The following is a 25,725-nucleotide window of genomic DNA, read 5'->3' as shown; positions in this document are numbered from 1 at the left end:
AGTCATGGAAGCCTTCACCACCCACACCGGCCGGGCCGTCCCGCTGCGCCGCAGCAACGTCGACACCGACCAGATCATCCCTGCTCACTGGCTCAAGAAGGTCACGCGGGACGGGTTCGAGGACGGGCTGTTCGAGGCCTGGCGCAAGGACCCCGAGTTCATCCTCAACCGCCCCGAGCGGCAGGGCGCGACCGTGCTGGTCGCCGGCCCCGACTTCGGCACCGGCTCCTCCCGCGAGCACGCCGTCTGGGCGCTGCAGAACTACGGCTTCAAGGCCGTGATCTCCTCCCGCTTCGCGGACATCTTCCGCGGTAACTCGCTGAAGAACGGCCTGCTCACGGTCGTCCTGGAGCAGAAGACCGTGGACGCGCTGTGGGAACTCACGGAACAGGACCCCACTGCTGAGGTCACTGTGGACCTTGAGGCTCGTGAGGTGCGTGCCGAGGGCATCACCGCCTCCTTCGAACTGGACGAGAACTCCCGCTGGCGCCTGCTGAACGGCCTCGACGACATCTCCATCACGCTGCGGAACGAGGCCGACATCGCCGCCTACGAGGCCAAGCGGCCGTCGTACAAGCCGCGGACGCTCCAGGCCTGAGCCGGACCCCGGCCGGGTCGCGTTTCGGCCACCCCAACACCCCGTCTGTACCCCCGATCGCCACGATTGGGGGTACAGCCATGTCTGCACCCGAACAGCCCCCTGAGCTTCTCGCTTCGTGCTCAACTTGCCACGTTACGAAGGTCGTTGCCTGGGTACGTGAGTGCTGGGACCGCGCCCTCCGCAAGTGCCTGAATGGCCAATCGAGGCGGTAGTTGCCCCCTGCGCAGGCGACAACTCGCCCCAGATGGCACAATCTGTGCATGGAACACGACGGCCAACTCCAGCTCTATACGGCGGTCGCGAACCAACTGAAGGAAGCGCACGCAAGGGTGCGCGCACTGCAAGTCCCGGAGGGCGTACGGATGGCGCTGACCCGGAAGCTGCTGGTCATTACGGCCGCGGCCAAGCACGATCTCGCCGCTGCGGCAAGGCGGCTCGAGCGGTTCAACGCGGACCTCGACGAGGGTCGGATCCCCGACGAGGACCACTGAACAGCCCGAGATCACCGAGTCCGTTGCGGCACAAGGGTGATTAGCCCGTTTCGTGTTTGATTTGCGGTATATATCTGCCTAACGTGCGAAAAAGCTTGAACACTTTCGTTCTGGCGATGTCTCCGAAGGGGAAGACGTGAACAAGGCGCAGCTCGTAGAAGCGATTGCCGACAAGTTGGGTGGCCGCCAGCAGGCCGCCGAGGCTGTCGATCATGTCCTGGACGCCATCGTCCGCGCGGTCGTCGCGGGCGAGCGGGTCTCGGTCACCGGCTTCGGGTCCTTCGAGAAGGTGGACCGCCCCGCCCGTTACGCCCGCAACCCTCAGACGGGCGAGCGGGTTCGGGTCAAGAAGACCTCTGTGCCGCGGTTCCGCGCCGGTCAGGGCTTCAAGGACCTGGTGAGCGGCTCGAAGAAGCTGCCGCGCGGTGGCGAGGTCTCGGTCAAGAAGGCGCCCAAGGGCAGCCTGACCGGCGGCGCCGCTGCGACGGTCAAGAAGGCCGCCGCGAAGAAGACCACCAAGGCGGCCGCGAAGAAGGTCGCGGCCAAGAAGGCGGCGCCCGCGAAGAAGGCGGCCGCCGCGAAGAAGACCACGGCGAAGAAGGCGCCCGCCAAGAAGACCACGGCGGCCGCCAAGACCACCGCGGCGAAGAAGGCCACCGCCAAGAAGGCGACGGCCAAGAAGGCCCCGGCGAAGAAGGTCACCGCGAAGAAGGCCCCGGCCAAGAAGTCGACGGCCCGCAAGACCACCGCCAAGAAGGCCACCGCCCGCAAGTCGACGTCGTAAGGATGCCAGGCACTCACGCGCCGGGCCGGACTCCCTGGGGAGCCCGGCCCGCGGCGTGTGTAAGGGCAGTTACAGGGTCTGAAGGGTTACGAGGGTGATGCGCAGCGCGTCGCCCTGCCCCTCGGCCTCGATCCGCACCCGCTGCCCGGGGCGCAGGAGCAACAGGCCGCCCGCGTCGAACGCGGCGGTGTCGAACGGCACCGGGGTGCCGTCGTCGAGGAGCACCTGTCCGCTGCGGGTTTCGGGGTCGTAGGTGTATGCGGTGGCCTGCATGACGGCCAGCCTAATGTTCGCCGCCGCGGGATGCGCCGCGGGGCCGCGCCCCGAACTTCCGCCCAGCCCCGGCGCCGGGTGCCCTCAGGGCTCCGGGATCAGCAACCCCGCCGACACCGCGGCCGTATACGGTCCCACGCCCAACGCGAGCGCCGCTCGTAGATCGTTCCCGGTGTCCACGTCCTGTCGTACCGAATCCACCCCCGCCAGCTGGATTTCCGCCGCTCCGGACGCGCGATGACGGGCACGGGAATCCACGCCGAACTCCGGCTGCAATTCCTGCTCCGGCCCCGCGGTCAGCAAAGTCGTGCCCAGTGCGGCCGCATCCGCGAGAAACGCCCGGGAAAACTCCGCCGCCGCGCCCAGGACAACGGCCAGTTCCGCCGGGCGCAGCGCGGGCAGGTCGGCGTTGAGGGCCGCGACCGGTGTGCGCGGGCGTATCTCCCGTACGACGGCCGCGCCGTGCGCCAGCGCGGCGTTCAGGCCGCCGGCCGGCGTGTCCGGGACGATCCGCGCGCCCAGCACGGCCAGCTCGCGTGCCGCCCGCTCGTCGTCCGTGACGACCGCCACATCCGCCACGGCCGGACAGGACAGCGCCGCGGCCACCGTGTCCTGCGCGAACGCGAGCGCCAACCCCGGGCGCACCCCGTCGCCCGCGGTGTCCGAGAGCCTGCTCTTGGCCCGCGACAGGGGCTTCAGGGGGATGACCAAGGTCCACTGCACCGGCATACCGTCCCTCTCTTGTCGCGATCATTGTCCCCCGCGCCATCTGGCGCCGTCGGTGGCGGGGCGTACGGTGTTCTCGACAGACCGGCGGCACGGGGCGACAATCGTGCGGCCCCCGCCGAGGTGGCAGCCCCCTAGAGGAAGGTGTCCTTGTGCCCCGCCGCAGAATCGGCTTCTGGTACCGCTTCGCCGCGGTGATCTGCAAACCGCCGCTGGTGGTTCTGATCAAGCGGGACTGGCGTGGAATGGAGCACATTCCGGCCGAGGGCGGATTTATCACCGTGGTGAACCACAATTCCCACGTGGACCCCTTCGCGTACGCGCACTATCAGTACAACACCGGAAGGGTTCCGCGATTCCTGGCGAAGAGCGGACTATTCAAGAAGGGATTCGTCGGCGCCGCCATGCGCGGCACCGGGCAGATCCCCGTCTACCGCGAGTCCACGGACGCGCTCAGCGCCTTCCGGGCCGCGATCGACGCCGTGGAGCGCGGCGAGTGCGTCGCCTTCTACCCCGAGGGCACCCTCACCCGCGACCCGAACGGCTGGCCCATGACCGGCAAGACCGGTGCCGCCCGCGTCGCCCTGCAGACGAAGTGCCCGGTCGTCCCCGTCGCCCAGTGGGGCGCCAACGAACTGCTGCCGCCGTACGCCAGGAAGCCGAACCTCTTCCCGCGCAAGACCCATCACGTGCTCGCGGGCCCGCCGGTGGACCTCTCGCGCTTCTACGACAAGGAGATGACCCCGGACCTGCTCAAGGAGGCCACCGAGGTCATCATGGCGGCCATCACCCGCCTCCTGGAGGAGATCCGCGGCGAGAAGGCGCCCGAGACGCCCTACGACCCGCGCCGCGAGCGGATCGAACAGCGGCGCCGCACCGAGGCACAGACGGCGGAGACCAAGGGCAAGGAACCGGAGGGGCAGGGCAAGTGAGCAAGGCGGTCAAGACGGCGGTCATGGGCACCGGCTCGTGGGGCACCGCCTTCGGCATGGTCCTCGCCGACGCGGGCTGCGAAGTCACCCTGTGGGCCCGCCGTCCCGAACTGGCCGAGGCCGTCAACTCCACGCGGACCAACCCCGACTACCTGCCGGGCGTCGAACTCCCGGAGAACCTGCGTGCCACCTCGGACCCGGCCGAGGCCCTGCGCGACGCGGACTTCACGGTCCTCGCCGTGCCCTCCCAGACCCTGCGCGCCAACCTCGCCGAGTGGACCCCGCTGCTCGCCCCGGACACCGTGCTCGTCTCCCTGATGAAGGGCGTCGAACTCGGCTCCACCATGCGGATGAGCGAGGTCATCGACGACGTCGCCAAGGTCGGCTCCGACCGCATCGCGGTCGTCACCGGGCCCAACCTGGCCCGTGAGATCGCCGCCCGCATGCCCGCCGCGGCCGTCGTCGCCTGCACCGACGTGGCCGTCGCCCAGCGCCTGCAGGCCGCCTGCCACACGCCGTACTTCCGGCCGTACACGGAAACCGACGTGGTGGGCTGTGAACTGGGCGGTGCCGTGAAGAACGTCATCGGGCTCGCCGTCGGCATCGCGGACGGCATGGGGCTCGGCGACAACGCCAAGGGCTCCCTCATCACCCGGGGCCTCGCCGAGACCGCGCGGCTCGGTGTGGTGCTCGGCGCCGACCCGCTGACCTTCTCCGGACTCGCCGGCCTCGGCGACCTGGTGGCGACCTGCTCCTCGCCGCTGTCCCGCAACCACACCTTCGGCACCAACCTCGGCAAGGGCATGACCCTGCAGGAGACCATCGCGGTCACCAAGCAGACCGCCGAGGGCGTCAAGTCCTGCGAGTCCGTGCTGGATCTGGCCCGCCGGCACGGCGTCGACATGCCCATCACCGAGACGGTCGTCGCCATCGTGCACGAGGGCAAGTCACCGGTGGTCGCCGTCAAGGAGCTGATGTCGCGCAGCGCGAAGCCGGAACGACGCTGAGCGAACCCCTGAGTCGACGCTGTATCCGGGCTCTACCAACGGGTACTCTCAACGCGATATGAGCACCGAGAACCTCCCCCAGAGCCCTGAGCAGCAGCCCCGCAAGCCGCGCGTGGCCGTCGTGTTCGGCGGCCGCAGCTCCGAACACGGGATCTCCGTGGTCACCGCGGGCGCCGTCCTCAAGGCCATCGACCGGACGAAGTACGACGTCCTGCCGATCGGCATCACCAAGGACGGCCGGTGGGCGCTGACCGCCGACGAGCCGGAGCGCATGGCGATCACCGACCGCCGTACCCCCAACGTCGAGGAACTGGCGGAGTCGCACGAGGGCGGCGTGGTGCTCCCCGTCGACCCCGCGAGCCGCGAGGTCGTCTACAGCGAGCCCGGCTCGGTGCCCAAGGCCCTCGGCGAGGTCGACGTCGTCTTCCCGGTGCTGCACGGCCCGTACGGCGAGGACGGCACCCTGCAGGGCCTCCTGGAGCTGTCCGGGGTGCCCTACGTGGGCGCCGGCGTGCTCGCCTCGGCCGTCGGCCAGGACAAGGAGTACATGAAGCGGATCTTCACCTCCTACGGGCTCAAGGTCGGCCCGTACGTGGTGATCCGGCCGCGCGAGTGGGAGCGGGACGAGTCCGCCGCCCGCAAGAAGATCGTCGACTTCGCCGGCGAGCACGGCTGGCCGCTGTTCGTGAAGCCCGCGCGCGCGGGCTCGTCCATCGGCATCACCAAGGTCGACGACCTGTCCGGGCTGGACGAGGCGATCGCCACCGCGCAGGCCCACGACCCGAAGATCCTCGTCGAGGCCGCCGTACGCGGCCGGGAGATCGAGTGCGGCGTCCTGGAGTTCGAGGACGGCCCGCGTGCCTCCGTCCCGGCCGAGATCCCGCCGCCGGACACGCACGCGTACTACGACTTCGAGGCCAAGTACATCGACTCCACGCCCGGTATCGTCCCCGCGCCGCTCACCGAGGAGCAGACCGCCGAGGTGCGGCGGCTCGCGGTCGAGGCGTTCGAGGCGGTCTCCTGCGAGGGCCTGGTCCGCGCGGACTTCTTCCTCACCGAGGACGGCGAGTTCGTGATCAACGAGGTCAACACCCTGCCCGGCTTCACGCCGATCTCGATGTACCCGCAGATGTGGCAGGCCAGCGGCGTCAGCTACCCCGAGCTGATCGACCGCCTGGTGCAGGCGGCGCTGCGCCGCTCGACCGGACTGCGCTGAGCGGCCCGCGAGTCACCCGCGCATGGAGGCGATCCCCGTGGGGATCGCCTTCTTCACGGCCGCCGCGATGTCGGTGAGCACGGCCGTGCCCTCCTCCTGCGCGGACATCCCCTTGGGCAGGGCGATCTGCACATAGGCCACGCGGCCCGCCGTGGTGAACCGCCAGGTGCCGTCGCCCTGCTTCTCCATCAGCCAGTCGACGCCGTTCACGTCGCCCGCGATGGCGTCGGGGTCACCGCCCTCGGCCACCTTGGGGTCGATCATCTTCGGCGGCCGTACGACACCGCAGCGCAGTATGATCGCCGGGTTTCCCCAGCCCGCCGTGTAGGCGGACCGGGGTTCGGGGTCGTTGCGGCTTCGCCCGTCGAGCTTCTGCGGCAGCACCCGGTGCAGATTCCGGCACACCGGCGCCGTTTTCGCGTCGGGGCTGGGAACCGCCACGGTCGCGCTGCCGTCTGCCGAGGAGCAGCCCGCGACCGCGAGCAGCAGCGCGGGCGCGAGCACGCCGAGGGGCCGGTGAGCGAAGAACTTCACCGGCCAAGCGTAGACGGGGGCTACAGATGCACGACCGGACAGGTCAGGGTGCGGGTGATGCCGTCCACTTGCTGGACCTTGGCGACCACCATGCGACCGAGATCGTCGACCGTGTCGGCCTGGGCGCGCACGATGACGTCGTAGGGTCCCGTCACGTCCTCGGCCTGGATCACTCCAGGGATCTGGCTGATCGTCTCGGCGACGGTCGACGCCTTGCCGACCTCCGTCTGGATCAGGATGTACGCCTGTACCACGGAACCTCCAGGGCGGCCACGAGGATCATGTGGGGAAAAGGAACGCCACGGTATCGCGTCGCCGCTCGCCGCGGGGAGACCTGCGGGAACCGGGCTTGCGCGCCAGGGTGCAGGCACGACGGAAGTTGACGGTCGCAAGACCGCTGCGACGGTCATCCTGACCGTATCGACAGTCACCTCGACCGTATCGGGGACACTGATGGCGCGCGACTGGGCATGGCATGGCAGAGAAGGGGAGCAAGGCAATGAAGGGCACTGTTGGTGAGCTCGGTGAGTTCGGGCTCATCAGGGAGCTCACCTCCCGTCTCACCACCACCCCGGCGGTCCGGATCGGCCCCGGCGACGACGCCGCGGTGGTCGCCGCGCCCGACCGCCGGGTGGTGGCGAGCACCGACATCCTGCTGGAGGGGCGGCACTTCCGCCGCGACTGGTCCACGGCCTACGACGTCGGCCGCAAGGCGGCGGCGCAGAACCTCGCCGACATCGCCGCGATGGGCGCCGTACCGACCGCCCTGCTGCTCGGCCTGGTCGTCCCGGCCGAACTCCCGGTGACCTGGCCGAGCGAGCTGATGGACGGCCTGCGCGACGAGTGCCAGGTCGCGGGTGCCTCCGTGGTCGGCGGTGACGTGGTACGCGGCGACACGATCATGGTGTCGATCACCGCGCTCGGCGATCTGCGCAACCAGGAGCCCGTCACACGGGCCGGCGCCCAGCCCGGCGACCTGGTGGCCGTCACGGGCTGGCTGGGCTGGTCCGCGGCCGGTTACGCGGTCCTTTCCCGCGGTTTCCGCTCCCCGCGCGCCTTCGTGGAGGCCCACCGACGTCCCGAGCCGCCGTACCACGCGGGTCCGGCCGCCGCCGGGCTCGGCGCGACCGCGATGTGCGACGTGAGCGACGGGCTGATCGCCGACCTCGGGCACATCGCCGAGGCGAGCAAGGTCCGCATCGACATCCGCTCGGGCGCGATCGACATCCCGAGCCAGATGAACGACATCGGGCAGGCCGTCGGCGTCGATCCGCTGCAGTGGGTGCTGACCGGGGGAGAGGATCACGCGATCGTCGCGACCTTCCCGCCGGACACCAAGCTCCCGGCCCGCTGGAAGGTCATCGGCGAGGTCCTCAACCCCTCCGCGCTGCCGCAGGTGACCGTCGACGGGGCGCCCTGGACCAGCAAGGGCGGCTGGGACCACTTCGGGGACATCGAGTCATGAGTCTTCCGAGGGTGCTCACGGTGGCCGGCTCCGACTCCGGGGGCGGGGCCGGCATCCAGGCCGACCTGAAGACGATGCTGGCGCTCGGCGTGCACGGGATGAGCGTGATCACGGCCGTGACCGCGCAGAACTCGCTGGGTGTCCAGGGCGCCTGGGAGCTGCCCGTGGCGGCCGTGCGGGCCCAGTACCGCAGCGTCGTGGACGACATCGGCGTCCAGGCCGTGAAGACCGGCATGCTGGCCTCGGCGGAACTGGTCGAGGCGGTCGCCGAGTTGATCTCCGGCACGGACGCGCCGGCCGTGGTCGACCCGGTGGGCGTCTCCAAGCACGGCGATCCGCTGCTCGCCGCGTCCGCGCTGGATTCGGTACGGACGAAGCTGCTCCCGGTGGCGACCGTGGCCACCCCGAATCTGGACGAGGTGGCCCAACTCACGGGGGTACGGGTCCAGTCCGAGGACGATCTGCGCCGGGCCGCGGACGCCGTGCTGGCGTACGGGCCGCGGTGGGTGCTGATCAAGGGCGGGCATCTGGCGGGCGAGGCCGTGGATCTGCTCACGGACGGCGCCGACGAGTACCGGCTGCGTGCGCCCCGCCACGACAACCGGCACACGCACGGCACGGGCTGCACACTGGCGTCCGCCGTCGCGTCGGGGCTGGCGAAGGGGCTCTCCGTGCCGGAGGCGGTCACGGCGGCCAAGGAGTACGTCACGGGCGCGATCGCCGCCGGGTTCGCGCTGGGGGCGGGGATCGGGCCGGTGGATCACGGCTGGCGCTTCCGTGCCTGATGTGCTTCCGGGTCTCGGGTACGGCAAAAAGCCGGTCCACCCTCGGGTGGACCGGCTTTTTGCAGCGAACCAGGCAGTGGCCGCGCGCTCAGCTGTAGCGTCAGCGCGAGACCTTGCCGGCCTTGATGCACGAGGTGCAAGCGTTCACGCGCTTCGGCGTCCCGCCGACCACGGTACGCACACGCTGGATGTTCGGGTTCCAGCGGCGGGACGTACGGCGGTGCGAGTGCGAGATGTTGTTGCCGAAGCCCGGCCCCTTGCCGCAGACGTCGCAGTTGGCAGCCACGGGTCACTCCAAAGACTTCAGATGCACTTACGGTTAATCCCGGCATGCCGGGATCGAGATCCTAAGACCTGAGATCTTGAGTGGCGGTGCCAGGGGAACGGCCCGATCGGATCGGGCAACCGGAGCAGCATACAACGGCTGCGCCCGTAGAACGAAACTACCATGGCAGATCAGGACCCCGCTCCCGGCCCTGTTCCGGTGGACGCCGCTTCGGGGTCTACGCTGCGTCCCACGTCCAGCCAGTTCAGGGAGGCGCAGGTGGCGCAGGTGCCGCAGACATTCCTCGATGCTCTCGCGGTGCGCACCTGGTGCGGTCTGGCGCTCGGAGCGCTCGGTCGCGCGCGCGAGGAGATCGACGCGATCAACGTCTATCCGGTGGCCGACGGCGACACCGGAACGAATCTCTACCTCACCCTGGAATCGGCGGCCACCGCCGTGGAGGCGGTGTTCGCCGGGTACGAGACGGGTACTGATGAGCCCTCTCTGGCGGACGCCGTGCACGCGATGGCCCACGGGGCGCTCATCGGGGCCCGGGGCAACTCCGGGACGATCCTGGCGCAGCTGCTGCGCGGCATGGCGCAGGTGCTGGCCCAGGGCGGTGAGGCGGCGCACATCGACGGCGCGGGGCTGCGGCTGGCGCTGCGGCGGGCCGCCGACTCCGCCCGGCAGGCCGTGGCCCACCCCGTCGAGGGCACGGTGCTGACCGTCGCCTCGGCCGCGGCCGAGGCCGCCGAGGAGGCCGACGGCGACTGCGGCACGGTCGCGCGGGCGGCCTACGAGGGTGCGCGGACGGCCCTTGCGGCCACTCCGCGCCAGCTGCCCGTGCTCGGCCGGGCCGGGGTGGTCGACGCCGGCGGACGCGGGCTCGTGGCGGTGCTGGGTGCGCTGGTGGAGGCGTTCACGGGGGAGGCGGTACGGGAGGTGCCGGCCGCGCGGGAGAGCCTCGCGGCGGTGCGGGACACCGCGGACGCACCGGACGTCGTTTCCGGCGGGCACGCGCGCGTGGCCGGGGCCTGCGGTGCTGCGGGCGCCGGTGCGGATGCCGATCTGCATGCGCGCGTGGGCGCCGGTTCCGCTGCGGGCGCGCACGCCCGCGTGGCCGTGCCCGACGCAGGCCTGTGCGCCGAGGGCGAGACCGGCGGGCCCGCCTACGAGGTGATCTATCTCCTGGAGGCCGGCGACACGGCCGTGGCCCGGCTGCGGGAACGCCTCGACGCGCTCGGCGACTCCCTGGTCGTGGTCGGCGGCGACGGGCTGTGGAACGTCCATGTGCACGTCGACGACGCGGGCGCCGCCGTGGAGGCGGGCGTCGAGGCCGGGCGGCCGTACCGGATCAGGATCACCCACTTCGGGCTGGGGGACGTGCACACCGGCGGCGAGCGTCCGCCACGCGAGCGTGCCCAGCGTGCCGTCGTCGCCGTCGTGCCGGGCGAGGGCCTGGCCGGGCTGTACACCGAGGCGGGCGCCACGACCGTCCTCGCGCGTCCCGGGGAGCCGCCCGCCAGCGGGGAGCTGGTGCAGGCGCTGCGGCGGGCCCACGCGCGCGAGGTCGTCCTGCTGCCCAACGACGCCGAGCTGCGCCACACGGCCGCCGCGGCCGCCGAGCAGGCCCGCACCGAGGGCATCCGGGTGGCCCTGATCCCGACCCGCTCGGCGGTCCAGGGCATCGCCGCGCTCGCCGTGCACGAGCCGGCGCGCCGGTTCGACGAGGACGTGGTCCAGATGACCGCGGCGGCGGGCGCCACCCGGTACGCCGAGGTCGTCGTCGCCGAACGCCAGTCCTGGACGACGGCCGGCATCTGCCAGGCCGGGGACGTGCTCGGGCTGATCGACGGCGACGTGGCGGTGATAGGCCCCGACGTCACCGCCACCGCCCGGACCGTCCTCGACCGCATGCTCCAGGCCGGCGGCGAGTTGGTCACCCTCGTCGTCGGCGACGGGGCCCCCGAGACCGTCGCCGAGCAGTTGGAGGCCCGCGTACGGGAGTCCTACCTCGCCGTGGACACGGTCGTGTACCGGGGCGGCCGACAGGGGGCCCTGCTGCTCATCGGCGTGGAGTGAGCCGGGTTCACGACTCCTGCTCCAGCATCCGGGCGGCCTCCACCCGGCGCGCCCGGACGGTCTCGTCCCCGTCGTCGGCGCCCCGGTAGGCCACGAGCACGGCACGCGCGCGTGCCGCCGCCTCGGCGGGCCGGCCGAGGTCCGCAGCCAGCCGCCCGGCGGCGAGTTGGGCACCGGTACGGTCGTGCAGCGCGTCCGGGCCGAGCGTGGTGAACAGGTCGGCCGCGCGGTCCAGCTGGATCAGCGCCGCCTCGAACACGGCCTGGATCGCGCCCTCTTCGGTTTCCTCGGACCGCTCCGCCCCCTCGGTCGCCGAGCGGGTCAGCAGCTCGCCGAACTGCCCGTGCGTGTGGGCGAGTTCGCCGGTGAGCTGTGCCATGGACACCGGGTCGGCCGCGGCCCGACGCGCCCGCTCGCACGTGCGCACCGCCTCCGCCATCAGCTCTCGCGCGCCCTCCGCGCCGCGCTCCCCGCGCAACGCCAGCCAGCCGCGGGCGCGCAGTGAGCGGACGAGGAAGGCCGGGTTGCCCAGCGCCCGCCACAGCTCGCCCGCTCGCGCGTAGGCCTGGTCGGCCTCGTCCAGCAGGCCGGCCTTGCTCAGCGACTCGGCGGCGAGGTGGGCGAGCGTGGCGTGGTCCTGCTGCTCGGGCCAGTGCCGGGCGGTCTCGGCGGCCCGCAGCCGGTGTTCCGCCGCCGCCCGGTGATCACCCAGCTCGCCCAGGCAGTCGCCGAGCCACCACTGCGCCTGTACGACGGCTCCGTCCCCGTGCGTCTCGGCGGACAGGTCGGCCAGCGCCGACTCCAGCACCTCGGCGGCCTCGGCGCACCGCCCCTGCCGCAGCAGGAAACCGCCCAGCTGCTGCCGCGCCCAGGCGCCCAGCGTGCCGCTCTCGCCCGCCTCGTCGGCCCAGTGCGCGGCCTGCAGCGCATGTTCGGTGGCCTCGACGACCTCACCCCGGGCGCCGACGACCTCGGCCAGCTGCAGATGCAGCTGGGCCCGGCCGACCGGCTCCAGGTACGGCCCGCCGTGCTCCAGGGCGGCCCGCAGCGCCCGTTCCGCCTCGCCCGGCTCACCGGCCTGATGGGCCAGCGCGGCGACCTGCATCTCGTACTCCACGGCGAACCACGGCAGCCCGGCGCTCACATACGCGTCGGCCGCCCGCCGGAACAACTCCGCGGCCCGCCCGCCGTCCCCGCGCACCCCGGCCAGCTCGGCGAGCATGCCCCGCGCCTCAGCGGCCCGGGCGGCCAGCCGCACATCATCCGCGGTCCGCCCCTCGACGAGCGCCAGCACCTCACGCACGGCCTGCTCGACCTGCGCGAACACCGACGTGTCGGGGACGCGTCTGTCGGTCGACGCGTCCTCGGGCGCGGAGCCGCCCGGTACCGGGGCCTCCAGGACCGGCGCACCCTCGTGTACCCGTCGCATGAGGATCCGCGCCCGGCTCATCAGGACCGACGCCGTCTGCCGTACGCCGGTGGCCTCCTCGGCGTACAGGGCGAGGGCCTCGTCGTACAGGCCGGTGACCACGTCCAGTGCCGCCTGTACGTCGCCGGTCAGGGCGCGGACGTACGCTCCACGCGCGCGTGCCGCCAGGGCCTCGCCGGGGTCGCCCGCCTCGGCGTACAGGGCCGCCGCCTGCTCGAACAGCTCGATGCCCTCGGGGCCGCGGGCCATCGCCTCGTGCTCGGCCAGTTCCGCGCGGTCGCGCGGCTCCAGATCCGTACCGCGCGCGGCCCGCCGGACCGCGGCCCAGGCCTCCAGGGCGTGTGGCCGCAGGGTCTCCGACAGCCGGCGTGCCTCGGCGAGCAGGGCCGCCAGGCCGGGCTCGCCGTGCCCCTCCGTGGGCGGGGGCGCGGCCACCGGCGCCGGCCCCGTGCGCACCGTGCGCACGCCCAGCGGCAGGCGCTCCACCAGCGGCCGCTGAGCCATACGCGCGCGTGCCCGGGCGCCGATGTTCGACGTGCCGTTGCGCCGGTCGAACCGCTCGGCCAGCTCCAGCGTCTCCACGCGCGCGTGGCCGGCGAGTTCCTGTGCCGTCCAGGTCCGCCCGGCCGGACCCGGCACCCGCTGTCCGCCGAGGCCCAGCTCGGTCAGCCGGTCCATCAGCAGCGTCACCACGGCCAGGAAGTCCAGCCGGCTGCGCGGATGCCCCGTGTCGGTGAAATACGCCGGCCGCTCGGCGAGCAGCTCCAGAGCGCGTGCCTCATTGCCGGTCAGTGCGCAGAACTCCACATGGTCGGCGTACGCGCCGCGCATCGACTCCATCGGGCGGACCAGACGAAAGCCCCGCAGATGGTTCGCGCGGGCCTCGTCGGCGCGCCCCAGGCGCAGCAGCGGGGCCAGCGAGGAGGCCAGCACGGTGTGCGGTTCGTGCGCGCAGGCGAACTCGCCCTCCAGCACCGGCCGCCAAAGCTCCAGGGCCTGAGCGTCCCTGCCGCGCTGGACCTGCCACTCGCCCTGCCCGTGCAGCTCGCACGCGTGGCAGTCGGCCATCGTGTCCCGGTCCGCGGCGAGCCACGCGGCGTACGCCCGCTCCGCGCGCGCCAGGTCCCCGACGTGCGCGGCCACAGTGAACTCCGCGCCGCGCACGGCACGTTCGGAGTGCCCGGCGAGCCGGTAGCGGTGCTCCATCTCGGCGAGCCACTTCTCGATCGAGGCGAGCGGGATGTGCGGCTGGTCCAGCATGCCCGCCGACATCCACTTGAAGACCCAGTGCAGCGAGTGCGCCTCGTACGCGTCGAAGTCCTCGGGCCGTTCGTCCCACATGCGCAGCAGCCGCGCGAACGGGACGAACATCTTGTCCTTCTCGGAGCTGTAGTTGTAGACCTTCAGCTGGTGCCCGAGCGCCTCGATGACGGCCAGCGGGACGCCGAGGCCCTCAGCCTCGGCCAGCAGCCGCTCCGCGCGCGCGTTGCGGGCCGGGCCCTCCGGCTGCTCGGAGTTCTCCGCCATCGCCCGGCGCAGCGCGTCGAAGTCCGCGATCTCGCTCATCGCCCGTCACCCTCCCCATGGGTCGCCCACTCCAGCAGGCCGATGAACGCCCGGTTCAGCAGCGCCGAGTCGGCCGGCCGGAGCGGGCGCTGCGCCATCAGCAGGGCCTGCCCGTACAGCGACTCCGTGGCGGTTCCGATCAGTTCCGGGTCCTTCAGCGAACCGATGCGCCGCACCAGCGGGTTGAGATGGTTGAGTACCAGACGCGCGCGTGGTGCGCTGCCGCGCAGCGAGCCGAGGATGCCCGCCCACAGGTCGTCGGCCTGCTCCTCGGCCGCCGCGCGGGCCTGCTCGTGCCGCGCGGAACGGTCGTCCAGATGCAGCGCGGGCACGGACAGCGGATGGAAGGCCCGCAGGACGACGTCACAGCCCAGCGGGTCCAGCTTCGCCCGCGCCGCCGCCAGGAAGCCGGACAGGGCCAGCTCCTCGCCCGGGTCGACCGCGTCCAGGTGCGCCGTCACGGTGTCCGCGTCCAGCTCGGCGACCACCGTCCCCGGCCGCACCGACGGCAGCGCCTCCACCAGGTCGCCGTCGTACGTGTAGCCGCCGTTGACCACGCCGACGCCCTGCGCGGAGGCGATCGGCGCGACCTGCCGGTACTCCTCGACGGTCCGCGTGAAGTGCACCACCGGGTGGCGTTGTGCGAACTCCTCCAGCGACAGCTGCCCGTCGGTCGTCTCGAACGGCAGCCAGGGCAGCATCGTGCGCAGCATGTCCCGGTCGTGCCGGGCGAGCGACTTCACCCCCAGGTGATGCACGGCGAGGAAGGCCGTCAGCCGCTCCGGATCACCGGCGGCAAGCCCCGTGAGCCACGAGCGAATCCTCTCCCCGAGCGCCTCCCGCACCGCGGCCAGCGTCTCGTCCTCGTACAGCGACTCCCGTGAGGCCGTCGGCCGCAGACTGTCGGTGTCCAGCACACAGCGCACGAAGAACGCCCAGTCGGGCAGCAGCTGTTCGGCCCGCTCGGTCAGCAGCATGCCCTTCAGATGCACCCGGTGGGTCGCCCGCTGGGCGGGGCTCACGGCCGCCGGCAGCACATACGCCACCCCGCGGATCCCGGCCAGCGGCACGTCCAGGTCGATCGAGTCCAGCGGGGTGAACCCGAACAGCTCGTGACAGTGCCGGGCCAGCGCCACCCTTCTGCTCGAAGGGCTCGGGTACGGCCGGTCCCAGGGCGCGGGCAGATCCGTCACCGGCTCCTCGCCCACCCGGACGTCGTACGGCAGCAGCGCGCCGAAGTCGCGGGCCAGGGCCAGCACCCGCTCCGGCGCCAGCCACTCGGCCGCCCCCGGCCGCGCGGTCAGGTGGACGGTCGTACCGGGCTCGGGCCGTGCGGAGTCGGGCAGGGTCCGCACGGTGTACGAGCCGTCGTCGCGCGCCGTCCACTCCACCGGTGGTGCGCCCGGCGTACGGGCGCTGCGACTGACCACCCGGATCCGCTCGGCGACCACGAAGCACGCGAGCAGGCCGATGCCGAACTGGCCGAGGAAGTCCGAACGGGCCTCCTGCAGGCCCTCGGCCCGCTTGGAGCTGCGCCCGATGGTGGCGAGCAGATCGTGCACGTCCGCCTCGGTGAGCCCGATCCCGGTGTCCTCCACGCGCAGGCCGCCGTCGTCGGCGTGCAGCCGCACCCGGGCCGGGGCCTCGGGCTCCGCGCCCCGCCGTGCCGTGATGGCGTCGACGGCGTTCTGCAGCAGCTCGCGCAGATAGACCTTGGGGCTGGAATAGAGGTGATGGGAGAGCAGGTCCACCAGACCGCGCAGGTCGACCTGGAACATGTGAGGAGGGTGAGGTGACTGGGATGCCTGGGCTGACTGTGAGGTCTGGGAGTCCATCGTCACTGCGCCGGAGGGGAGTGCGTGCGGCGCGGGGTCGGGCGGTCCCGGCGGGGCGGTGACCGCGAAGGATGGCCGGAGCGCGCCATCCTAGGGCCGGAACAGTCCAGCTGACCAGGGGTTTCGCGGCATTGTCAGTGCGGTGGTGTGCAATGGATCTCGTGCCCGCACTGCAAGAACCACTGAAGCAGCCACTGAAGTCGGTGCTCGGCCCCGCCACCGCGAAGGTGATGGCCGAGCACCTCGGCCTGCACACCGTCGGCGACCTCCTCCACCACTACCCGCGCAGATACGAGGAGCGCGGCCAGCTCACCCAACTCGCCGAGCTGCCCATGGACGAGCACGTCACGGTCGTCGCCCAGGTCGCCGACGCCCGCCTGCACACCTTCGCCTCCGCCAAGGCCCCCCGCGGCAAGGGCCAGCGCCTGGAGGTCACGATCACCGACGGCAGCGGCCGGCTCCAGCTGGTCTTCTTCGGCAACGGTGTCCACAAGCCCCACAAGGAGCTGCTGCCGGGCACGCGCGCGATGTTCGCCGGCAAGGTCTCGGTCTTCAACCGCCGCCTCCAACTCGCCCATCCGGCATACGAGTTGCTGCGCGGCGACAGCGAGGAGACCGTGGAGAGCTGGGCCGGCGCCCTGATCCCCATCTACCCGGCCACCGCCAAGCTGGAGTCCTGGAAGATCGGCAAGGCGGTTCAGACGGTGCTGCCCACCGCACAGGAAGCGCTGGACCCGCTTCCCCCCTCCCTCCGCGAGGGCCGTGGCCTGGTCCCGCTCCCCGAGGCCCTGCTCAAGATCCACCGTCCGCACACCAAGGCCGACATCGCCGACGCCCGCGCCCGCCTGAAGTGGGACGAGGCGTTCGTCCTCCAGGTCGCCCTGGCCCGCCGCCGCTACGCGGACACCCAGCTCCCCGCCGTCCCGCGCACACCCAGGCCCGACGGCCTCCTCACGGCCTTCGACGACCGCCTGCCCTTCACCCTCACCGAGGGCCAGCAGAAGGTCTCCGAGGAGATCTTCGACGACCTCGCCACGGAACACCCGATGCACCGCCTGCTGCAAGGAGAGGTCGGCTCGGGAAAGACGCTGGTGGCCCTGCGCGCCATGCTCGCCGTGGTCGACGCGGGCGGGCAGGCGGCCATGCTCGCGCCCACCGAGGTGCTCGCCCAGCAGCACCACCGCTCGGTCACCGAGATGATGGGCGAGCTGGCCGAGGGAGGGATGCTGGGCGGCACCGAGCACGCCACCAAGGTCGTCCTGCTCACGGGCTCCATGGGCGCCGCCGCCCGCCGCCAGGCCCTGCTCGACCTGGTCACCGGCGAGGCCGGCATCGTCATCGGCACGCACGCCCTGATCGAGGACAAGGTCCAGTTCCACGACCTCGGCCTGGTCGTGGTGGACGAGCAGCACCGCTTCGGCGTCGAGCAGCGCGACGCCCTGCGCGGCAAGGGCAAGCAGCCCCCGCACCTGCTGGTCATGACGGCCACCCCCATCCCGCGCACGGTCGCCATGACGGTCTTCGGCGACCTGGAGACCTCCGTCCTGGACCAGCTCCCCGCCGGCCGCTCCCCGATCGCCAGCCATGTGGTCCCGGCCGCCGACAAGCCCCACTTCCTCACCCGCGCCTGGGAGCGGGTCCGCGAGGAGGTGGCGAACGGCCACCAGGCGTACGTCGTCTGCCCCCGCATCGGCGACGAGGAGGACGACCCCAAGAAGGCCGGCAAGAAGAAGTCCCCCGAGGACGAGGCGGAGAAGCGCCCGCCGCTCGCGGTCCTGGACGTCGCCGACCAGCTGGGCCGCGGCCCCCTCCAGGGCCTGAGGGTGGAGGTCCTGCACGGCCGTATGCACCCGGACGACAAGGACGCAGTGATGCGCCGCTTCGCGGCCGGCGAGACGGACGTCCTGGTCGCCACCACGGTCATCGAGGTCGGGGTGAACGTCCCCAACGCCACGGTGATGGTCATCATGGACGCCGACCGCTTCGGCGTCTCCCAGCTCCACCAGCTCCGAGGCCGCGTCGGCCGTGGCTCCGCCCCCGGCCTGTGCCTCCTGGTCACCGAGATGCCCGAGGCCAGCGCGGCCCGCCAGCGGCTGAACGCCGTCGCCGCCACCCTCGACGGCTTCGAGCTCTCCCGCATCGACCTCGAACAGCGCCGCGAGGGCGACGTCCTCGGCCAGGCCCAGTCCGGCGCCCGCTCCTCCTTGCGGGTCCTCGCGGTCATCGAGGACGAGGAGGTCATCGCGGAGGCGAGGCAGGAGGCGACGGCCCTGGTGACGGCGGATCCGGAGCTGGAGCGCCTGCCGGGCCTGCGGACGGCTCTGGACGCCCTGCTGGACGAGGAGAGGGAGCAGTACTTGGAGAAGGGTTGAGGTGGACCTGCCCCAAGGGGCGCGGGGCCGTGCTCCGTATGCGGCTACCGCCGCGCGGGCGCAAGCAGCCACAATGAACGGTAAAGCCGCCCACGAAGAAGGACCCCACATGACCCGCGTGATCGCCGGCCGGGCCGGCGGACGGCGCCTCTCGGTACCCCCCGGCACCGGAACCCGGCCCACCTCCGACCGCGCACGCGAGGGCCTCTTCTCCACCTGGCAGTCCCTCCTCGGCGGCCCCCTGGACGGCGAACGAGTCCTCGACCTCTACGCCGGCTCAGGCGCCGTGGGCCTGGAGGCCCTCTCCCGCGGCGCGAGCCACACGCTCCTCGTGGAAGCGGACGCCCGCGCAGCCAGGATCGTCCGGGAGAACGTGAAGAACCTCGGCCTCCCCGGCGCCGAAGTGCGAGCGGGCAAAGCGGAACAAGTCATCAGGACCGCACCCCCCGCCGAGCCGTACGACCTCGCCTTCCTCGACCCCCCGTACGTTGTCACAGATCACGATCTTCGCGAGATCCTGCTCACACTCCACTCGGAAGGCTGGCTCGCTGAGCAAGCGCTCGTCACCGTGGAGCGCAGCACCAGAGGTGGCGCATTCCAGTGGCCGGACGGCTTCGAGGCGATCAGGTCCCGTCGCTACGGCGAGGGAACGTTTTGGTACGGTCGCGCCGCCTCTACGTGCGAAGACGCACGATGACCGGACCGGAGAGCGAGGGATCACAAGTGCGCCGCGCCGTCTGTCCCGGGTCGTTCGACCCGATCACCAACGGACACCTCGACATCATTGCCCGAGCCTCCCGTCTCTACGACGAGGTCTACGTCGCAGTGATGATCAACAAGTCCAAGAAGGGCCTGTTCGAGATCGAGGAGCGGATCGAGCTGATCCGCGAGGTCACCGCCGACTACGCCAACGTCCGGGTCGAGGCCTTCCACGGCCTGCTCGTCGACTTCTGCAAGCAGCGCGACATCCCCGCCATCGTCAAGGGCCTGCGTGCCGTCAGCGACTTCGACTACGAACTGCAGATGGCCCAGATGAACATCGGCCTCACCGGCGTGGAAACGCTGTTCGTGCCCACCAACCCCACCTACAGCTTCCTCTCCTCCTCCCTGGTCAAGGAGGTCGCGGCCTGGGGCGGCGACGTCTCCCACCTGGTGCCCGCCCCGGTGCTGGAAGCCCTGAACAAGCGCCTGCGCAAGGTTTGATGGGACCGAGGGGACTACAGTCGTCCCGTCCGTCTCCATCCCGGCTGTAGAGAGTGGCGAGCACAGGTGGACGTGCAGAAGAAGCTCGACGAGATCGTCTCCACGGTCTCCGGCGCCCGGTCCATGCCCATGTCGGCGTCCTGCGTGGTCAACCGCGCCGACCTGCTCGCGATGCTGGAAGAGGTGCGCCAGGCCCTGCCCGGCTCCCTCGCACAGGCGCAGGAGCTGATCGGCGACCGTGACCAGATGGTCGAGCAGGCCCGTCAGGAAGCCGAGCTGATCATCTCCAACGCGCACGCCGAGCGCGGCTCGCTGATCTCCGACACCGAGATCGCCCGCCGCTCCCAGGCCGAGGCCGATCGGATCCTCGCCGAGGCCCGCAAGGAGGCCGAGGAGATCCGCGCCGAGGCCGACGACTACGTCGACTCCAAGCTCGCCAACTTCGAGGTCGTCCTCACCAAGACCCTCGGCTCGGTGGGCCGGGGCCGCGAGAAGCTCCTCGGCACCGGGCCCGGCCTGGACGAGAACGGCTACGAGGACGAGGACGCCCCCGAGCGCAGCCACGACCCGGAGACCCTGCGCCACAACGCCGACCAGTACGTCGACGCCAAGCTGGGTGCCTTCGAGGCGGTGCTCGCCAAGACCCTGGAGGCCGTCGGCCGCGGCCGGCAGAAGCTGCACGGCCGGATCGCCACGGACGACCTCGGCGCCCTCGCCGACGACACCACGACCTTCCAGCACTCCAGCGACGCCGACTACCTCGCCGACCTCGCCGCCCTCGCCGAGCAGGACACCCCGGCCGAGCGCCCGGACCGCCAGCCGCAGCCGCAGCAGCAGCCGTCGTACGACCCGCAGCCCGCGTACGCGTCGTACGAGCAGCAGCAGCCCGACCCCTACGGCGGCTTCCCGCAGCAGCCCGCGTACAGCCAGCAGGACCCTTACAGCTACCAGCAGGCCGACCCGTATGCCTATCAGGGCTACGACCAGCAGCAGGCCGCCTACGACCCCCAGCAGGCCCACCAGCAACAGCAGCCCCAGCAGGGCTACGCTCTCGACGAGACCAGCCTCTTCGACACGGGCATGATCAGCGCGGAGCAGTTGAGGGCGTACGAGCAGGGCCGGGGACTGTAGGCGCGGAACGCGCCGCGCGACCGCCCGCGACCACCGGATTGGGCCGAGAGCGAAAGGTCCAGTATCCTGGCTCTTCGGTCGCGTGTACGTCCGCGATCACCGCTGCCCTCGACATCGACGGGCGGCGGCCCTCCGAGCTCGAAGATCGAAAGCAGGAATGGCCTCCAACGCCCGCCTCGACCACCGCAACCCCCTCGTGTTCGACACGCACGAGCTGGGTCGGCGTCCTGGCGCGCTGCAGCGCCTGACCCGCACCATCGACGCTCCCGCCGATCTCGGCATCCAGGGGGTCATCGGAGTGCCGGAAGGCGCCCCGGTGGAGCTCGAACTCCGCCTTGAGTCGGTCATGGAAGGGGTGCTCGTCACAGGCACCGCCCGTGCACAGGCCGAGGGGGAGTGCGTAAGGTGTCTGGAGCCGGTCGGGCTGGAGCTCGAAGCGGACTTCCAGGAACTGTTCTCGTACCCTGACGCCGACGACCGGGGCCGTGTGATCGCGGAACCGGGCGACGACGCCGAGGACGACGAGGACAGGTACTTCCTCGAGGACGGACTGTTCGACCTCGAACCTCTGCTGCGTGATGCGGTGGTGCTCGCACTGCCGATGCAGCCGGTGTGCCAGGAAGACTGCCCGGGCCTGTGCTCCGAGTGCGGAGCGCGGCTCGCGGACGACCCGGACCACCACCACGACGCCGTCGACATCCGTTGGGCGGCATTGCAGGGACTCGCCGGTTCACTCGAAGATGGCGAGAAGGACGAGATGAGCGGCGCCGAAGCGGGCGTCGACGAGAAGCAGGAGAAGTAGCCGTGGCTGTTCCGAAGCGGAAGATGTCGCGCAGCAACACGCGCCACCGCCGGTCGCAGTGGAAGGCTGCGGTCCCCACCCTGGTTGCGTGCGAGCGCTGCCACGAGCCCAAGCAGCAGCACATCGCGTGCCCGTCTTGCGGCACCTACAACAAGCGCCAGGTCCTCGAAGTCTGAGCGGGCTGGTGAGAGGCACTGTGTCCAGTCCCAAGAAGGCGGAAGACGCCAAGGCGGACGCACCCGCCAAGAAGAAGGCGGACAACCAGGCCTCGTCCCACACGCTTCTGGAAGGGCGGCTCGGCTACCAGGTCGAGTCCGCCCTTCTGGTGCGCGCGCTGACCCACCGTTCCTACGCGTACGAGAACGGCGGTCTGCCGACGAACGAGCGGCTGGAGTTCCTCGGTGACTCCGTCCTCGGCCTCGTCGTCACGGACACGCTGTACCGCACCCACCCCGACCTGCCCGAAGGCCAGCTGGCCAAGTTGCGGGCCGCGGTGGTCAACTCGCGTGCGCTGGCGGAGGTCGGCCGTGGCCTCGACCTGGGCTCCTTCATCCGGCTCGGCCGCGGTGAAGAGGGCACGGGCGGCCGGGACAAGGCGTCCATCCTCGCCGACACCCTGGAAGCGGTGATCGGTGCGGTCTATCTCGATCAGGGCCTCGACTCGGCGTCCGAGCTGGTGCACCGGCTCTTCGACCCGCTGATCGAGAAGTCCTCGAACCTCGGTGCCGGCCTGGACTGGAAGACCTCCCTCCAGGAGCTGACCGCGACCGAAGGACTCGGCGTGCCCGAGTACCTGGTCACGGAGACCGGCCCCGACCACGAGAAGACCTTCACTGCTGCCGCCCGCGTCGGAGGCGTCTCGTACGGCACCGGCACCGGCCGCAGCAAGAAGGAGGCGGAGCAGCAGGCCGCCGAGTCCGCCTGGCGGGCCATCAAGGCCGCCGCGGACGAGCGCGCCAAGGCGGCCAGGGAAGCGGCCGCCGCGGACGCCGAGGCGGTCAAGGCGGCCAAGGAGGCCGTCGCCAAACACGGCGAACCGGCTGCCGGGGAAGCCGTCGCCAAGGACGGCGACCCGTCGTCCGCTCCCGCCTGACCCACAGCAGTACCGAGCGCCCGCCCCGCCGTTGCCGACGGGGCGGGCGCTCCGCTCGTCCACCGCTCTGTACGGGGGTCCCGATGCCCGAGTTGCCCGAGGTCGAGGTCGTCCGGCGCGGTCTCGCGCGCTGGGTCGCCCACCGCACCGTCGCCGAGACCGAGGTGCTGCACCCGCGCGCCGTACGCAGGCACCTGGCGGGGCCCGACGACTTCACGCACCGGCTCAAGGGCCATCACATCGGCACGCCCAGCCGCCGCGGCAAGTACCTGTGGCTGCCGCTGGAGGAGACCAACCAGTCCGTCCTCGCCCACCTCGGCATGAGCGGTCAGCTGCTGGTGCAGCCGCACGAGGCGCCGGACGAGAAACATCTGCGCATCCGGATCCGGTTCGCCGACTCACTCGGCACGGAACTCCGGTTCGTCGACCAACGCACCTTCGGCGGGCTGTCGTTGCACGACAACACCCCGGACGGCCTGCCCGACGTCATCGCGCACATCGCCCGCGACCCCCTCGACGAGCTGTTCGAGGACGAGGCCTTCCACCTGGCGCTGCGCCGCAAGCGGACCACCATCAAGCGGGCCCTGCTGGACCAGTCGCTGATCAGCGGCGTCGGGAACATCTACGCGGACGAGGCGCTGTGGCGCGCCCGCATCCACTACGAGCGCCCGACGGCGAACTTCACCCGTCCGGTCACCGCCGAACTCCTCGGCCACATCCGCGACGTGATGAACGCCGCCCTCGCCGTGGGCGGCACCAGCTTCGACAGCCTGTACGTCAACGTCAACGGCGAGTCCGGCTACTTCGACCGGTCCCTGGACGCGTACGGCCGTGAGGGCGAACCCTGCAAGCGGTGCGGCACCCCGATCCGCCGCCGTCCCTGGATGAACCGCTCCAGTTACTTCTGCCCGAAGTGTCAGAGGGCGCCGCGCGTGTCGTCGTAACGCGCGCGTGCCGCGAGGACGTCGTCCATGGCGTCCTCCACGCAGTGGATGAGCGCCAGCAGCCGCCCGGCCACCTGACGGCCCAGGGGGGTCAGTTCGTAGTCGACGCGCGGCGGGTTGGTCGGCTGCGCCTCGCGGTGCACCAGGCCGTCGCGCTCCAGCGCGTGCAGCGTCTGGGACAGCATCTTCTCGCTCACCCCGTCCACGCGGCGGCGTAGTTCGTTGAAGCGCAGCGAGCCTTCGTACAGCGCGCCGAGCGTGAGCGCGCCCCAGCGTCCCGTGACGTGCTCCAGCGTGCCGCGGGAGGGGCAGGCCTTGGCGAACACGTTGTACGGCAGGTCCTGCGTCTCGGTGCGCTCCTGCGTGGTGTCCATCCCCCAAGCGTACTCGAACACAGCGCTAACTGGGAGGTTGCACTAACCGGAAGTTAGTGCTTTCCTTTCATCAGTCTCAGTGACCTGCCCATCTCAGGAGAACGCATCGTGACCACCCCTGTCGTTTCCGTCGCCTACCACTCCGGCTACGGCCACACCGCCGTCCTCGCGGAGGCCGTCCGCGTCGGCGCCGCCGAGGCGGGCGCCGAGGTGCACCTGATCAAGGTGGACGAGATCACCGACGAGCAGTGGGAGACGCTGGACCGCTCCGACGCGATCGTCTTCGGCTCGCCCACCTACATGGGCACCGCCTCCGGCGCCTTCCACGTCTTCGCCGAGGCCACCTCCAAGCGCTGGTTCGGCCAGGACTGGAAGGACAAGCTGGCCGCCGGCTTCACCAACTCCGGTTCCAAGAGCGGCGACAAGCTGCACACCCTGCAGTTCTTCCAGATCCTCGCCGCGCAGCACGGGATGAACTGGATCAACCTCGGCCTGCACCCCGGCTGGAACAACAGCGCGGGCTCCGAGCACGACCTCAACCGCCTCGGTGTCTTCACGGGCGCGGCGGCCCAGACCAACGTGGACGAGGGCCCGGACGCCGTGCACAAGTCCGACATCGCCACGGCCGAGCACCTCGGGCGCCGCGTCACCGAGACGGCGCGGGTGTTCACGCGGGGACGCGCGGCCTGAGGGCTCAGCGACGGTTCACGGCGTTCCGCTTCTCAGTACCCGAAGTCCTGCGTCCACCAAGGCCCGCCCGGGCCGAAGTGGACGCCGACACCCAGGGTCTTGAAGTCGCAGTTCAGGATGTTGGCGCGGTGGCCGGGGCTGTTCATCCAGGCCTCCATGACGGCCGCCGCGTCGGCCTGACCGCGGGCTATGTTCTCGCCGCCGAGGTCGGTGATCCCCACCGCCGCGGCCCGGTCCCACGGCGTCTTGCCGTCCGGGTCGGTGTGGTCGAAGAAGTCCCGCGCCGCCATGTCGTCGCTGAACGACTCGGCCAGCTTCGTCAGTGAGGACCACGCCGTCAGCGGGCTGCACCCGACCTTCGCCCGCTCCTGGTTGACGAGCTTCAGCACCTCCGCCTCGACGGCGTCCGCCGTGGACACCGCCACCGGTGGGGCACTCGTCTTCGGTGCCTTGGGCGTCTTCGGAGCCTTGGACGCGGTACGCGACGGGGTGCTCGTCGGCTTGCCGGCCGGCGTCGCCCGCGGCGTCGGCTTCCCGGTCGCCGTCTTCGACGGGGTGGGCCCGGGCGAGGCGGACGCCGTCGCCGGGTTCGACGTGGCGGCGGAGGCGGACGGGCTCGTGGACGCCGAGCCCCCGGAGTTCGGGCCGGCGCCGCCCTCGGAGTTGGCGGCGCTGCCCGAGGTGCCGCCCTGTTCGGCGGCCGTGTTGCTCGGTGTGTCCGCCGCCTGTATCCGCTCGCCGCCGGTGGTGTGCGTGGCTCCGCCGAGCCGGTAGTTCTGCAGCCCCGGCACCACGCCCGTGGCCACCGCGGCCGTACCGAGAGCCACGGCCGCGGACACCCCGAGCAGACCCGAGCGCACCGGCCGCGCGGCCTTCTTCCGGCGCCGGTGGCGGGAGGAGGGGCCGCCGGCCGGCGTGAAGCCGCCGTCCCCGAAGCCGCCCGGCCCGCCGCCCCGCGCCGCGAACAGATAGGCGTGCGCCTTGGCGGTCGCGTCGGCATAGTCCAGCGGCCGCAGACCGGTCGCCGGGGTGTAGGCCTCGGGGTTGAGATACGGCGCGATGCCCCGGGGAGCCTGTGCACGCCGGACGATGTCCGTCTGCTCGCGACGCAGGATCCACCCTGGG

At 71.6% G+C, this 25,725-nt stretch carries 27 protein-coding genes; 18 read left to right on the top strand and 9 right to left on the bottom strand.

The genetic code is table 11. The annotated features are described in order from the left end of the window. The first annotated feature begins 4 nt into the window (after positions 1-4). The 3 genes from leuD to ACFYOH_RS22545 all read left to right on the top strand — a co-directional run bounded on the left by leuD (position 5) and on the right by ACFYOH_RS22545 (position 1,876). Positions 5-598: a 3-isopropylmalate dehydratase small subunit gene (gene leuD, locus ACFYOH_RS22555; protein ID WP_388628128.1), complete on the top strand. Its 594-nt coding sequence runs from the start codon at positions 5-7 to the stop codon at positions 596-598. A gap of 263 nt (positions 599-861) precedes the next feature. Continuing rightward, positions 862-1,092, top strand: coding sequence for a hypothetical protein (locus tag ACFYOH_RS22550; protein ID WP_067130673.1), 231 nt, complete (start codon positions 862-864; stop codon positions 1,090-1,092). Between the two features lie 136 nt (positions 1,093-1,228). Next, positions 1,229-1,876: an HU family DNA-binding protein gene (locus tag ACFYOH_RS22545; RefSeq protein WP_388628125.1), complete on the top strand. Its 648-nt coding sequence runs from the start codon at positions 1,229-1,231 to the stop codon at positions 1,874-1,876. Positions 1,877-1,945: 69 nt separating this feature from the next. On the opposite strand, the gene ACFYOH_RS22540 is transcribed toward ACFYOH_RS22545, so the two are convergent. Together ACFYOH_RS22540 and cofC are read right to left on the bottom strand one after the other, a co-directional pair. After that, positions 1,946-2,149, bottom strand: a complete 204-nt coding sequence (locus tag ACFYOH_RS22540) for a hypothetical protein (protein WP_388628123.1) — start codon at positions 2,147-2,149, stop codon at positions 1,946-1,948. 84 nt (positions 2,150-2,233) lie between these two features. After that, positions 2,234-2,872: a 2-phospho-L-lactate guanylyltransferase gene (cofC, locus tag ACFYOH_RS22535; protein WP_388628120.1), complete on the bottom strand. Its 639-nt coding sequence runs from the start codon at positions 2,870-2,872 to the stop codon at positions 2,234-2,236. Positions 2,873-3,027: 155 nt separating this feature from the next. On the opposite strand from cofC, the gene ACFYOH_RS22530 reads away from it, so the two are divergent. From ACFYOH_RS22530 to ACFYOH_RS22520, 3 genes are read left to right on the top strand one after another with little or no spacing between them, the layout of a single operon-like run. Continuing rightward, positions 3,028-3,807 (top strand): lysophospholipid acyltransferase family protein, encoded by a 780-nt coding sequence (locus tag ACFYOH_RS22530; RefSeq protein WP_388628117.1) that lies wholly within the window; start codon positions 3,028-3,030, stop codon positions 3,805-3,807. Further along, positions 3,804-4,814 (top strand): NAD(P)H-dependent glycerol-3-phosphate dehydrogenase, encoded by a 1,011-nt coding sequence (locus ACFYOH_RS22525; protein WP_388628114.1) that lies wholly within the window; start codon positions 3,804-3,806, stop codon positions 4,812-4,814. Before ACFYOH_RS22530 ends, ACFYOH_RS22525 begins: the two co-directional genes overlap by 4 nt. A 58-nt stretch (positions 4,815-4,872) precedes the next feature. Next, complete coding sequence (locus ACFYOH_RS22520) at positions 4,873-6,030, top strand: D-alanine--D-alanine ligase family protein (RefSeq protein WP_388628111.1); 1,158 nt, start codon at positions 4,873-4,875, stop codon at positions 6,028-6,030. A 12-nt stretch (positions 6,031-6,042) separates the two neighbouring features. On the opposite strand, the gene ACFYOH_RS22515 is transcribed toward ACFYOH_RS22520, so the two are convergent. Together ACFYOH_RS22515 and ACFYOH_RS22510 are read right to left on the bottom strand one after the other, a co-directional pair. Beyond that, a complete protein-coding gene (locus ACFYOH_RS22515) occupies positions 6,043-6,564 on the bottom strand; it encodes a DUF3515 domain-containing protein (protein WP_388628108.1) in 522 nt (173 codons plus the stop codon). A 20-nt stretch (positions 6,565-6,584) separates the two neighbouring features. Then, entirely contained in the window at positions 6,585-6,818 is a 234-nt protein-coding gene (locus ACFYOH_RS22510; RefSeq protein ID WP_388628105.1) for an Lrp/AsnC family transcriptional regulator, read from the bottom strand. Positions 6,819-7,063: 245 nt separating this feature from the next. Between ACFYOH_RS22510 and ACFYOH_RS22505 the strand changes: the two genes are divergently transcribed. Next, positions 7,064-8,029, top strand: coding sequence for a thiamine-phosphate kinase (locus ACFYOH_RS22505; protein WP_330337600.1), 966 nt, complete (start codon positions 7,064-7,066; stop codon positions 8,027-8,029). Next, positions 8,026-8,814, top strand: a complete 789-nt coding sequence (gene thiD, locus ACFYOH_RS22500) for a bifunctional hydroxymethylpyrimidine kinase/phosphomethylpyrimidine kinase (protein WP_388628102.1) — start codon at positions 8,026-8,028, stop codon at positions 8,812-8,814. Before ACFYOH_RS22505 ends, thiD begins: the two co-directional genes overlap by 4 nt. Positions 8,815-8,914: 100 nt before the next feature. On the opposite strand, the gene rpmB is transcribed toward thiD, so the two are convergent. After that, positions 8,915-9,100: a 50S ribosomal protein L28 gene (gene rpmB, locus ACFYOH_RS22495; RefSeq protein WP_003993230.1), complete on the bottom strand. Its 186-nt coding sequence runs from the start codon at positions 9,098-9,100 to the stop codon at positions 8,915-8,917. Between the two features lie 258 nt (positions 9,101-9,358). On the opposite strand from rpmB, the gene ACFYOH_RS22490 reads away from it, so the two are divergent. Continuing rightward, entirely contained in the window at positions 9,359-11,161 is a 1,803-nt protein-coding gene (locus ACFYOH_RS22490) for a DAK2 domain-containing protein (protein ID WP_388628456.1), read from the top strand. 7 nt (positions 11,162-11,168) lie between these two features. Here ACFYOH_RS22490 and ACFYOH_RS22485 read toward each other — a convergent pair whose 3' ends face one another. Further along, the gene (locus ACFYOH_RS22485; protein WP_388628099.1) at positions 11,169-14,156 is read right to left on the bottom strand and encodes a tetratricopeptide repeat protein; all 2,988 of its coding nucleotides are present in this window, start codon (positions 14,154-14,156) and stop codon (positions 11,169-11,171) included. Further along, positions 14,153-15,991, bottom strand: a complete 1,839-nt coding sequence (locus ACFYOH_RS22480; protein ID WP_388628453.1) for an HSP90 family protein — start codon at positions 15,989-15,991, stop codon at positions 14,153-14,155. The genes ACFYOH_RS22485 and ACFYOH_RS22480 overlap by 4 nt, the downstream gene beginning before the upstream one ends. A gap of 152 nt (positions 15,992-16,143) precedes the next feature. Here ACFYOH_RS22480 and recG point away from each other — a divergent pair, with 152 nt between their 5' ends. From recG to mutM, 8 genes are all read left to right on the top strand, one after another. Continuing rightward, positions 16,144-18,363: an ATP-dependent DNA helicase RecG gene (recG, locus tag ACFYOH_RS22475; RefSeq protein WP_388628096.1), complete on the top strand. Its 2,220-nt coding sequence runs from the start codon at positions 16,144-16,146 to the stop codon at positions 18,361-18,363. A gap of 109 nt (positions 18,364-18,472) precedes the next feature. Continuing rightward, positions 18,473-19,060: a 16S rRNA (guanine(966)-N(2))-methyltransferase RsmD gene (gene rsmD, locus ACFYOH_RS22470; protein WP_388628094.1), complete on the top strand. Its 588-nt coding sequence runs from the start codon at positions 18,473-18,475 to the stop codon at positions 19,058-19,060. A gap of 26 nt (positions 19,061-19,086) precedes the next feature. Continuing rightward, positions 19,087-19,566, top strand: coding sequence for a pantetheine-phosphate adenylyltransferase (gene coaD / locus ACFYOH_RS22465; RefSeq protein WP_055704332.1), 480 nt, complete (start codon positions 19,087-19,089; stop codon positions 19,564-19,566). Positions 19,567-19,632: 66 nt separating this feature from the next. Beyond that, on the top strand, positions 19,633-20,697 hold the full coding sequence (locus ACFYOH_RS22460; protein ID WP_388628091.1) for an ATP synthase F0 subunit B: 1,065 nt from the start codon (positions 19,633-19,635) through the stop codon (positions 20,695-20,697). Between the two features lie 157 nt (positions 20,698-20,854). Continuing rightward, positions 20,855-21,499 (top strand): YceD family protein, encoded by a 645-nt coding sequence (locus ACFYOH_RS22455; RefSeq protein ID WP_388628088.1) that lies wholly within the window; start codon positions 20,855-20,857, stop codon positions 21,497-21,499. A 2-nt stretch (positions 21,500-21,501) separates the two neighbouring features. Then, positions 21,502-21,675 carry a 50S ribosomal protein L32 gene (rpmF, locus tag ACFYOH_RS22450; protein ID WP_003951102.1) on the top strand — a complete coding sequence of 58 codons (174 nt, stop codon included), beginning with the start codon at positions 21,502-21,504 and terminating at the stop codon, positions 21,673-21,675. An 8-nt stretch (positions 21,676-21,683) separates the two neighbouring features. Continuing rightward, positions 21,684-22,592 carry a ribonuclease III gene (gene rnc, locus ACFYOH_RS22445; protein ID WP_388628085.1) on the top strand — a complete coding sequence of 303 codons (909 nt, stop codon included), beginning with the start codon at positions 21,684-21,686 and terminating at the stop codon, positions 22,590-22,592. Between the two features lie 83 nt (positions 22,593-22,675). Next, a complete protein-coding gene (mutM, locus tag ACFYOH_RS22440) occupies positions 22,676-23,536 on the top strand; it encodes a bifunctional DNA-formamidopyrimidine glycosylase/DNA-(apurinic or apyrimidinic site) lyase (RefSeq protein WP_388628083.1) in 861 nt (286 codons plus the stop codon). Here the strand turns inward: mutM and ACFYOH_RS22435 are convergent. Beyond that, positions 23,509-23,910 carry a winged helix-turn-helix transcriptional regulator gene (locus ACFYOH_RS22435; RefSeq protein ID WP_388628081.1) on the bottom strand — a complete coding sequence of 134 codons (402 nt, stop codon included), beginning with the start codon at positions 23,908-23,910 and terminating at the stop codon, positions 23,509-23,511. The two genes, mutM and ACFYOH_RS22435, sit on opposite strands and share 28 nt — an antisense overlap. Positions 23,911-24,018: 108 nt before the next feature. Here ACFYOH_RS22435 and ACFYOH_RS22430 point away from each other — a divergent pair, with 108 nt between their 5' ends. Then, positions 24,019-24,600 (top strand): flavodoxin family protein, encoded by a 582-nt coding sequence (locus tag ACFYOH_RS22430; RefSeq protein WP_388628079.1) that lies wholly within the window; start codon positions 24,019-24,021, stop codon positions 24,598-24,600. 32 nt (positions 24,601-24,632) lie between these two features. Here ACFYOH_RS22430 and ACFYOH_RS22425 read toward each other — a convergent pair whose 3' ends face one another. Beyond that, the gene (locus ACFYOH_RS22425) at positions 24,633-25,715 is read right to left on the bottom strand and encodes a CAP domain-containing protein (RefSeq protein ID WP_388628449.1); all 1,083 of its coding nucleotides are present in this window, start codon (positions 25,713-25,715) and stop codon (positions 24,633-24,635) included. Positions 25,716-25,725 lie beyond the last annotated feature (10 nt).

Source organism: Streptomyces sp. NPDC007856 (assembly GCF_042868225.1).
Taxonomy (GTDB): domain Bacteria; phylum Actinomycetota; class Actinomycetes; order Streptomycetales; family Streptomycetaceae; genus Streptomyces.
The sequence above is the reverse complement of the archived record's forward strand: the minus strand, read 5'-3'. Positions and strand labels throughout refer to the sequence as shown.